A 9,430-nucleotide genomic window follows, 5' to 3' on the forward strand; every position below is an offset into this window, starting at 1 on the left:
GGGAAGTAGCTCAGCTTGGTAGAGTACTTGGCTTGGGACCAAGGGGTCGCAGGTTCGAATCCTGTCTTCCCGACCATTTTTCCCCGCACTTGTTGCCGGGTTTTTGTTTTCCAACTAAGATTGCGCGGGTGTAGTTCAATGGTAGAACTCCAGCCTTCCAAGCTGGTCGCGTGGGTTCGATTCCCATCACCCGCTCCATACGTATTGCCTAAAACGAGTGGCCGATTCGGTTGCTCGTTTTTTTCATAGGTAAAGACTGCTCCCATTCCATTTTGAACGACGTTAGGACAGACGGGTTATTTATGCAAAATCCTGTCGAGTTGAGTCATTTCGCGATCGGGGGCTACAATATAGGGGTGAAGCAACAACGATCGAAGGAATGGGGGCGTCTACATGAACAAGAACATGAGTATTGTCGGTGTACCGATGGATCTGGGTGCAGACCGTCGTGGAGTAGATATGGGACCAAGTGCAATCCGTTACGCAGGTGTTGTAGCTCGTTTGGAGAAAATGGGCTTTCATATCGAGGACCGTGGAGATATTTTTGTAACACGACCTCATCGGTTTACGGAAACAGAAAACCATAAGTACTTGGATGAGGTTGTAGAAGCGAATGAAAAGCTTGCTGATGTTGTAAGCGATATCATGACGGCAGGCCGTTTCCCGCTCGTGCTGGGGGGCGATCACAGCATTGCTTTGGGAACGATTGCAGGTGTCGCCAAGCACGTGAAAAATCTCGGGGTCATCTGGTTCGATGCGCACGGAGACTTGAACACAGGAGAGACTTCTCCATCGGGAAACATCCACGGGATGCCGCTGGCGGCGAGCCTTGGCTATGGACATAAGCGTTTGACGAACATCGGCGGATTTGCGCCAAAGCTGCAGCCTGAAAACGTGGTGATTATCGGGGCGCGCGACCTCGATCAAGGCGAGCGCGATTTAATCAAGCGCATTGGCATGAAAGTGTTCACCATGCACGAGATCGACAAGCTGGGAATGGCTCGCGTGATGGAAGAAGCGATTGCCCACGTGTCCAAAAACACCGATGGCGTACACTTGAGCCTGGATTTGGACGGACTGGACCCGCATGACGCGCCAGGAGTAGGAACCCCGGTTATCGGCGGTATTTCTTACCGGGAGGGGCATGTCTCCCTGGAGATGCTGGCTGACGCTGACATTCTCTGTTCCGCAGAATTTGTGGAAGTAAATCCGATCCTCGACCGTGAAAACATGACAGCGCGCGTCGCAGTCGCGTTGATGAGCTCTGTATTCGGCGATAAACTGCTGTAACCAATCGTTGTCTGAGAACAAAAAGAGAGGCAAAAATCGCCTCTCTTTTTGCTTTTTACGCATCTTTACATTGGTGGGAGAAAGAAGTACATTCTAAGGATGGAGATGTAGTTCGTTTAATAGATGGTCAAGTTGCACGCTTAGGGCGACTAATTCAGGAGTGATGGTTGCCTGCTTCTTATACTGATCGTTGAGCTCTTTGCGTAGCTGCTCGATCTGGAGGAGAACGTCCTGCTTCGACATACGTCCCACTCTCCTTTCCAACTGAGGGATGAAAGAGTTATCATCAATAATATATAGAGGTAGGCAGTTACCTTATTCCTCTATTTCCCAACAAATTACCTGCACAAACACGCATTTAGAACGAAACCATTTGCAGTATCATCCGTATATAGGATTACGGTATTGTGGGGAGGATCGCATGGATTTTGTAGAGAAACGGTTGACTCAGCGAGCGAAGCGTGGAGACCGTGAAGCATTTGCGGAGTTGATCGAAATTTATAAAGACAAGATATTCCAACTTGCTTATCGCATGGTGGGAAACCGTCAGGATGCGGAGGACATCGCGCAGGAGACTTTTTTGCGCGTGTATGCCAATCTGCATTCGTACGATGACAGCTACAAGTTCTCCACGTGGATCTACCGGATCGCGACCAATCTATGTATCGACCGTGGCCGTAAAAAAAGACCTGACTTTTCATTGGATGAAGAAACCGAACCTGGACAGGGAATGGACTGGTATTCGCGCCTGTCTTCTAGTGAGAAAACACCGGAAGACAAAGTCGTGACGCAGGAGCTGCAGGAGACAGTACAGGGTGCTCTGTCCCAGTTGCAGCCGAAATATCGCTCGATTATGATCTTGCGCTACATTGAGGACTTGTCGTTGCAGGAGATCAGCGATATCGTAAAACTTCCCATTACGACGATCAAGACACGCATTCACCGAGGACGGGAAGCGTTGCGAAGCAAGTTGCGATTGATGTGAGAAAGGAGAAAATCACGATGGAATGCCGGGAAATGATTATTCTCATCCACGAATATTTGGATGGGGACACTGATGAATTAGCCAATCAGCATTTGCAAGCACATATAAAAACTTGTGCGAGCTGCCGCCAGCATATGCACGAGCTGCAGCGGGCCATCGCTTTTGTACAGAGCGCTTCACATATTCATGTTTCTCCTGATTTTACGGCACGTGTACTCGCCCAATTGCCTGCGCCGACGAAGGCTAACCTGTTTTCAAGCTGGCTGCGGAACCACCCGTTTTTGACAGCAGCAGCGGTGTTTTTGTTCCTCATGACTGGCAGCTTGTGCGCGAACTGGTTTGACCGCGATAATACGTTGCAGGTATCTTCAGCCAACATGGATAAGTTGAAAATAGATCGGCAACGCAATGTCGTAGTGGTACCAGCCGGAACGAGCATTGATGGAGATTTGGTGGTGCGCAACGGCAACGTGGATGTTCAGGGGCAAGTAAAAGGAAATGTCGTGGCCATCGAAGGAAAAGTGTTCGTGGCCTCTACCGCTCAAGTGGTAGGCAATACCGAATCCATTGAAGCGATTTTCGATTGGATCTGGTATGAGGTGAAAAATATTGGAAATGACTTGCTTCCGATCTTGCCATAAGAGAAAATAGAGAGTACAGCTATCAACAGCACGGCAGTGGAGCCGTGCTTTTTCCGCAGGAGACAGGCTGACCTTATTTAGATGGAGCGAGATATGGGGGCTTCGTTATGATATCGATGGATTATGGGGATTTACTGCGGTATGGAACGGATATTTTACTCGTTACATACGTGATTTATAAAATTATTATGCTCATTCGGGGGACGCGAGCGGTACAGTTGCTGAAGGGGATCATGGTGATCGTCATCACCTGGCTGCTCAGCAAGTACTTCCAACTGACGACACTGCACTGGTTGATGTCGCAAGCTTTTACCTTCGGGGTACTGGCTGTGGTCATCATCTTCCAGCCGGAATTGCGTCGCGCGCTGGAGCAGCTTGGGCGAGGCAAGCTCTTTTCCCGCTCCAGCAGCCTGCAAGACGATGACATGGTGAACCGTGTGGTGCAAGAGGTGTGTAAATCGGTCACCTACATGGCAAAGCGGCGGATCGGGGCCTTGATCGTCATTGAGAGAGAGACGGGGCTGAACGATTACGTAGAGACGGGCATCGCGATCAACGGACGCGTGAGCTCGGAGCTGCTAATCAACATTTTCATTCCGAATACGCCTTTACATGACGGGGCCGTCATCATGCGCAAGGACGTCATTTTGGCTGCTGCCTGTTACCTTCCGCTGTCTGAGAACAACTCCATCTCGAAGGAGCTCGGGACTCGCCACCGCGCGGCAATCGGCGTCAGCGAGGTCTCGGATGGCATGTCCATCATTGTTTCGGAGGAGACAGGACAAGTGTCTTTTGCCGCGCATGGCGCGATGAACCGAAATCTGACGGAGGCGCAACTGGCAGAGATGCTGACCGAACAGCTCCAGCCTCTGTCAAAGGGCAAGTCCATTGGCAGTCGTTGGCAATGGAGGCGAAAACATGGATAAGTGGTTGAACAGTCATTGGTTTGCACGGGCCGTAGCGCTGCTTTTGGCTGTCATGATGTGGATGGTCGTCAACCTGGAGACAGAGCAAACACCGACTCCGGAAGCGAGCCAGCCCGTCTTTATTGACGGTGTGACCTTGCATGTCAAGTACGATACAGACCGTTTTCAGGTCGTCAAGCAGCAGCGAACGGTAAAGGTCGCATTGGAGAGCAACAACCCGTTCTACCGGCATAACTTTTTCCCGGCTGATTCGATGGAAGTGTACGTCGATGCCACCAATTTAGGAAAAGGGACTCACAGGGTGCCTGTCCAGTACAAAGGGTTCCCCGATGAGGTGAAAGTGGGCATTATTCCGAACATCGTGGAAATCACTCTGGAAGAGAAGAAGACGGTGGAGCGGGAGGTTACGGTGGAAAAACTGGGGCAAGTAGCTCCCGGCTATACCGCAGGAGAACCGATCGTCAAGCCGTTCCGGGCACTGGTCAGAGTGCCGGAAAGCCAGGTAGACAAAGTGGCGGCTGTCAAAGCGTCTGTCGATCTGGAAGGGGCTACTTCTGCGATTAAGACTACAGTCCCATTGAAAGTAGTGGACAAGTCAGGAAATGTGATTCAAGGTGCGGATGTCATTCCGCTTACTGTAGAAGTAAATATCCCGGTCACGAGTCCTTTTGTGAAAGTGCCGATCAAATTAAACTTGACGAATGAAATGCCGAATGGCTATAGTTTGGCTAGTATGGATATGAATGTGGATGAGGTGACCGTTTTCGGTCCGAAAGAGGTCATCGACGCCATGAAGGCGAACACCTATCCGGGTCCGGAAATCGATCTTGCCAACATTACATCAGATCGCCTTCTGGAGCTAAAGATACCGTTAATGGATAACATTGTGAAGGTAGAACCGGAGTATCTCAAGGTATCGCTGAAAGTAGTTCCGTCCACAACCAAGCGTTTGGAGAAAATCCCGATTCGCATCAGCGGGTTGTCAGAGACTATGCAAGCCAAGGTGTTGTCCACCGATGGCCAGGAGTTGTCTACAATTGACTTTGAAGTAATCGGCGCGGCACAGGTGCTGGATCAATTGAGACACGAAGACTTGCAGGTCGTAGCAGATGTTAGCAACATGCCGGCTGGTGTGTACGAGGTACCTCTGAATTACATTTTCAATCAGCCGGATTATATCAAGACTTCTGCGAGCGCACCGAAAAAGGTCACAATCGAAATCACGAACAAGCAAAGGTAGACATAAGCTGTTGTGTGCACAAGGAAGGAAATGAGGGACAAACATGGGGAAGTATTTCGGAACAGACGGTGTACGTGGGGTTGCCAATACACAATTGACACCCGAGCTGGCATTTAAAATCGGACGCGTTGGCGGCTACGTTCTCACTAGACACAAGCAGGAAGGCAAACCAAAAGTGGTGATTGGGCGCGATACGCGCATTTCTGGACAGATGCTGGAAAACGCGCTTTTGGCTGGCTTGCTCTCGGTTGGAGCAGAAGTGGTCAGATTGGGTGTCATCTCCACCTCAGGCGTGGCGTATCTCACGCGTGCACTGGGTGCGGATGCGGGTGTCATGATCTCCGCCTCCCACAATCCGTTTCCGGATAACGGAATCAAGTTCTTCGGCAGCAACGGTTTCAAACTGTCCGACGAAGTGGAAGCAGAAGTAGAGCAGTACTTGGATGCGGCAGAGGACACTTTGCCAAGGCCGGTAGGAGAACAGATCGGTACGGTATTGGAATTCCTCGAGGGGGGGCAAAAGTACCTCTCTCACCTGAAAAGTACCGTATCCGAGCGTTTTGACGGCTTGAAGGTCGTTCTGGACTGCGCCAATGGAGCTGTCTCGTCGCTTGCCGCCCGTCTGTTTGCGGACGTGGACGCAGAGGTGATTACGATCGGGGCCAACCCGAACGGGGTCAACATCAACGAGCAGTGCGGTTCTACCCATCCTGAGCGTCTTCAGGAGGAAGTGCTGAAGCACAAGGCCGATCTGGGTCTTTCCTTTGACGGGGACGCAGACCGCTGTATCGCGGTTGACGAGACAGGTGAAATCATCGACGGCGACTACATCATGGCGATCTGTGCGCGCGCGCTGAAAGCAAAAGGAAAGCTCAACAACAATACAGTCGTGACGACCGTCATGGCCAACATGGGCTTTTTCAAAGGGATGGAGGAGTGCTCCATCCATACAACGAAAACCGCTGTAGGAGACCGTTACGTGGTCGAGGAGATGCTGCGCGGCGGCTACAACCTCGGCGGCGAGCAGTCCGGCCACATCGTCTTCCTGGACTACAATACGACAGGTGACGGGCTTTTGACAGGCTTGCAGCTTTTGAACATCATCAAGGAGTCGGGCAAGCCTTTGTCCGAGCTGAAACAGGTGATGGTCAAGTATCCGCAACTGCTGATTAATGTCCGCGTAGAGGACAAGTCGAAGCTGAACGGCAACGAAGCGATCGAGCAGGCCATTCGCGAAGTGGAGGAAGAGCTGGCGGGCAACGGACGCGTGCTGGTTCGTCCATCCGGCACAGAGCCAATCGTGCGCGTCATGGCAGAAGGCCCGGATGCTGCGCAACTGGAAGGGCTTGTGCATCGCATCGTTGACGTGGTAAAACAGCAACTGGTGTAAAAAAATGTTTCGGGGAGTGGTGCGACGCCACTCCCTTTTGCATACATGTAAATGACGAAGGTGTTGTCGCTCCTCTCAATCTGTGGTACAGTGTTCATGTGCATGCACGCACGATTTGAAAAAATTGGAGGAGATCGGACGAAAACAAAGCGGATACGAGGATCGGAAAACAACTGTCGTAAAGCGCCAGCACTGCGGCTGCCCGACATGGAGCCCAGTGGACGAGGTGGAGGTTTATCGAAGGATTCGGCGGGTACCTCCCGGCAGCAGTATCACTGCCGCAGAACGCAAGGACAAAGCACCAGGGTGATCTGGTGGACAAAACTTTGCGTATGATACGTTTGTAGCCACGGACAAAGGAAAAAAACATAGATCATAAACATGGAATGGCGGGGGCACTCCCCCGTACCATTGGTTTTGGGTTGTGTCCCCGTCAATATGGAAGGGGATCATACACTTATGTGCGGAATCGTTGGATATATTGGAGATAAACAAGCGCAAGACATCGTGATCGGAGGCCTGCGCAAGCTGGAGTATCGCGGTTATGACTCGGCGGGAATCGCGGTAGTGAACGACAACGGCCTGGAGCTGGAAAAGGCGCAAGGACGTCTGGCTGTGCTGGAAGATCGTCTGGCGTCGAAGCCGCTTGCCGGTTGCATGGGAATCGGGCACACACGTTGGGCGACGCACGGAAAGCCGTCTGACGAGAACTCCCACCCTCATACGGACGCAAAAACGTCTTTTGCCGTCGTTCACAACGGGATTATCGAAAACTTCCTGCCGTTGAAGGAAGAGCTGCTGGCAAAAGGCTACACGTTCACTTCCGAGACAGATACCGAGGTCATCGCTCACCTGCTCGCCGACATGTACGACGGGGATATCGTGTCCACGGCGCGTCGCGCTGTGCAACGCATGCGTGGCGCTTATGCGCTGGGAATCATGACCGAGCATGAACCAGATAAGCTGGTAGCCGTTCGTCTGGCCAGCCCGCTGGTAGTCGGCGTAGGCCAGGGCGAGAGCTTTATCGGCTCGGACATCCCGGCTATCCTGGAGCATACCCGCGACGTTTACATTTTGAACGAAGGCGAAATGGCTGTTTTGACGCGCGACGGCGTGGAACTGATGGACGCAGAGACCGGAGAGAAAATCGAGCGGGAGCTGTTCCATGTCGAGTGGGATCTGGTTCAAGCGGAAAAAGGCGGCTACGATTCCTTTATGCTCAAAGAAATTTACGAGCAGCCGCAAGCGGTTCGCGACACGATGGGCGCCCGCATTGACCACGAGAACAAGCGCGTGATTTTGCCTGAGTTGAAAATGAGCGATGCCGAGCTGGCGACGTACGACCGCATCTACATCGTCGCTTGCGGTACTTCCATGCACGCAGGTCTGGTCGGAAAAGACGTCATCGAAAAATGGACCCGCGTACCTGTAGAGGTAGCGGTGGCTTCCGAGTTCCGTTACCGTGATCCGATCTACACGGACAAAACTTTGATGATCGTCATCAGCCAATCCGGGGAGACAGCAGACACGCTGGCTGCGTTGCGCGAAGCGAAGAAGAGCAACGTGAAGGTACTCGCGATCACAAACGTCGTAGGCAGCTCTGTGGCGCGCGAGGCCGACGAGGTGATCTTCACCTGGGCTGGTCCTGAGGTAGCGGTAGCTTCGACAAAAGCGTACACCTCCCAAGTGGTAGCCCTGTACCTGTTCAGCCTGTATCTGGCGCAGGTAAAAGGCACGCTTGCGGCTTCTGAGGTAGCAACTGTCGTGGAACACCTGGAGACCATTCCTGGAAAAATCGCAGCCATGCTCGAAGACGCTGAGCAGGTTCGCCACTTTGCCGAGAGCACAAAAGGGGTAAACAGCCTGTTCTTCATCGGCCGCGGCCTGGACTATGCGGTATCGCTGGAAGGCTCCCTGAAGCTCAAGGAAATCTCCTACATCCACTCCGAGGCATACCCGGCTGGTGAGCTGAAGCACGGTACTCTTGCGCTGATTGAAGAGAACGTACCAGTCGTCGCATTGGCTACACAACCAGACATCTACGAAAAAATGGTGAGCAACATCGTGGAAGTAAAAGCGCGCGGCGCCCACGTCCTGGGCTTCGCGACCGAAGGCAACCACGACCTGGCGAAGAGCGTGGACGAAGTGATCTACATGCCAGCCACCCTGCCAATGCTCACACCGATTCTGACCGTCATTCCATTGCAATTGCTCGCTTACTACGCATCCGTCGCGCGCGGCCTGGACGTGGATAAACCACGGAATTTGGCGAAGAGTGTGACGGTGGAGTAAGAGGAATTGTTGGAGGAAGAGATTTTGTGAGAAGCAAATAAAGTCGTTTACCAGCAATTTAAACTCGTATTGAGCAATTAAAAGTCGTATCGAAGCCGAGCAGATCAGGATTATTTCCTGACATTTGCTCGGCCTTTTTCATGTCATGCTCCCAGCCGTAAGGCAGGAAGATGCAGGGATATTCTCGAATAGTTTATCCAATATGAATTCGGTTTAAAATCAGGCGTAGCAAGGGTTTGCGGGGAGTGGAGCAAGGATTTTCTCAGGCTTCACTCAGGCTTTTTATCCCGTATTCATTCAGTTTTAAGAAACCTTTGCCCATTCTTTTCCCTGGTCTTCTCCCTGCTCTTCGATATGACTTTAAATTGCATTTCCCAGGTTCAACTCAGGTCTTTTCTCAGGCTTTTTCCCCGTTTTTCCGATATGACTTTAAATTACTCAAGTTGTCAGAAAAAACAGGGGAGAGGGGACGAGAATCCAAGCGTGGCAAGGGTTTGAGCGGTGTGGAGATGTGGGGATGGGGCTATACGACTTTATTTTCGACACATAGATTTATGTTCAGTGATAATAAAGTTTTAGACTAAATAATATCACTAGCGTTGCATAAAAAATGCGTTCGTAATTTGTCAAAGTATTCTGAATGACATTTTCAGCTACACAACCAAA

9 protein-coding genes and 1 tRNA gene are annotated in these 9,430 nt (G+C 51.6%); 9 read left to right on the forward strand and 1 reads right to left on the reverse strand.

Translation table 11 applies throughout. The annotated features are described in order from the left end of the window. The first annotated feature begins 124 nt into the window (after nucleotides 1-124). Nucleotides 125-198: transfer RNA gene (locus AC3WQH_RS24810), tRNA-Gly, on the forward strand. 195 nt (nucleotides 199-393) lie between these two features. Next, complete coding sequence (gene rocF / locus AC3WQH_RS24815; protein WP_005832279.1) at nucleotides 394-1,290, forward strand: arginase; 897 nt, start codon at nucleotides 394-396, stop codon at nucleotides 1,288-1,290. Between the two features lie 93 nt (nucleotides 1,291-1,383). Here rocF and AC3WQH_RS24820 read toward each other — a convergent pair whose 3' ends face one another. Then, nucleotides 1,384-1,533: an aspartyl-phosphate phosphatase Spo0E family protein gene (locus AC3WQH_RS24820; RefSeq protein ID WP_005832277.1), complete on the reverse strand. Its 150-nt coding sequence runs from the start codon at nucleotides 1,531-1,533 to the stop codon at nucleotides 1,384-1,386. Nucleotides 1,534-1,711: 178 nt separating this feature from the next. Here AC3WQH_RS24820 and sigW point away from each other — a divergent pair, with 178 nt between their 5' ends. From sigW to AC3WQH_RS24855, 7 genes are all read left to right on the forward strand, one after another. Continuing rightward, the gene (sigW, locus tag AC3WQH_RS24825; protein WP_005832275.1) at nucleotides 1,712-2,275 is read left to right on the forward strand and encodes an RNA polymerase sigma factor SigW; all 564 of its coding nucleotides are present in this window, start codon (nucleotides 1,712-1,714) and stop codon (nucleotides 2,273-2,275) included. A 17-nt stretch (nucleotides 2,276-2,292) separates the two neighbouring features. After that, entirely contained in the window at nucleotides 2,293-2,916 is a 624-nt protein-coding gene (locus AC3WQH_RS24830; RefSeq protein WP_005832273.1) for a zf-HC2 domain-containing protein, read from the forward strand. Between the two features lie 107 nt (nucleotides 2,917-3,023). Beyond that, a complete protein-coding gene (cdaA, locus tag AC3WQH_RS24835) occupies nucleotides 3,024-3,842 on the forward strand; it encodes a diadenylate cyclase CdaA (protein ID WP_007780837.1) in 819 nt (272 codons plus the stop codon). Beyond that, nucleotides 3,835-5,082: a CdaR family protein gene (locus tag AC3WQH_RS24840; protein ID WP_005832269.1), complete on the forward strand. Its 1,248-nt coding sequence runs from the start codon at nucleotides 3,835-3,837 to the stop codon at nucleotides 5,080-5,082. Before cdaA ends, AC3WQH_RS24840 begins: the two co-directional genes overlap by 8 nt. A 43-nt stretch (nucleotides 5,083-5,125) precedes the next feature. Next, nucleotides 5,126-6,472, forward strand: a complete 1,347-nt coding sequence (gene glmM / locus AC3WQH_RS24845; RefSeq protein ID WP_005832267.1) for a phosphoglucosamine mutase — start codon at nucleotides 5,126-5,128, stop codon at nucleotides 6,470-6,472. A 459-nt stretch (nucleotides 6,473-6,931) separates the two neighbouring features. Then, on the forward strand, nucleotides 6,932-8,764 hold the full coding sequence (gene glmS, locus AC3WQH_RS24850; protein ID WP_310670582.1) for a glutamine--fructose-6-phosphate transaminase (isomerizing): 1,833 nt from the start codon (nucleotides 6,932-6,934) through the stop codon (nucleotides 8,762-8,764). Nucleotides 8,765-9,009: 245 nt separating this feature from the next. After that, nucleotides 9,010-9,348, forward strand: a complete 339-nt coding sequence (locus AC3WQH_RS24855; protein WP_492332301.1) for a hypothetical protein — start codon at nucleotides 9,010-9,012, stop codon at nucleotides 9,346-9,348. Nucleotides 9,349-9,430: the final 82 nt, after the last annotated feature.

Source organism: Brevibacillus sp. FW301-21C12A, from assembly GCF_058788915.1.

Coding starts and splice junctions, on each gene's coding strand:
- cdaA (WP_007780837.1), top strand. CDS start 3,024: ATGATATCGATGGATTATGGGGATTTACTGCGGTATGGAACGGATATT.
- AC3WQH_RS24830 (WP_005832273.1), top strand. CDS start 2,293: ATGGAATGCCGGGAAATGATTATTCTCATCCACGAATATTTGGATGGG.
- AC3WQH_RS24820 (WP_005832277.1), bottom strand. CDS start 1,533: ATGTCGAAGCAGGACGTTCTCCTCCAGATCGAGCAGCTACGCAAAGAG.
- rocF (WP_005832279.1), top strand. CDS start 394: ATGAACAAGAACATGAGTATTGTCGGTGTACCGATGGATCTGGGTGCA.
- sigW (WP_005832275.1), top strand. CDS start 1,712: ATGGATTTTGTAGAGAAACGGTTGACTCAGCGAGCGAAGCGTGGAGAC.
- AC3WQH_RS24840 (WP_005832269.1), top strand. CDS start 3,835: ATGGATAAGTGGTTGAACAGTCATTGGTTTGCACGGGCCGTAGCGCTG.
- glmS (WP_310670582.1), top strand. CDS start 6,932: ATGTGCGGAATCGTTGGATATATTGGAGATAAACAAGCGCAAGACATC.
- glmM (WP_005832267.1), top strand. CDS start 5,126: ATGGGGAAGTATTTCGGAACAGACGGTGTACGTGGGGTTGCCAATACA.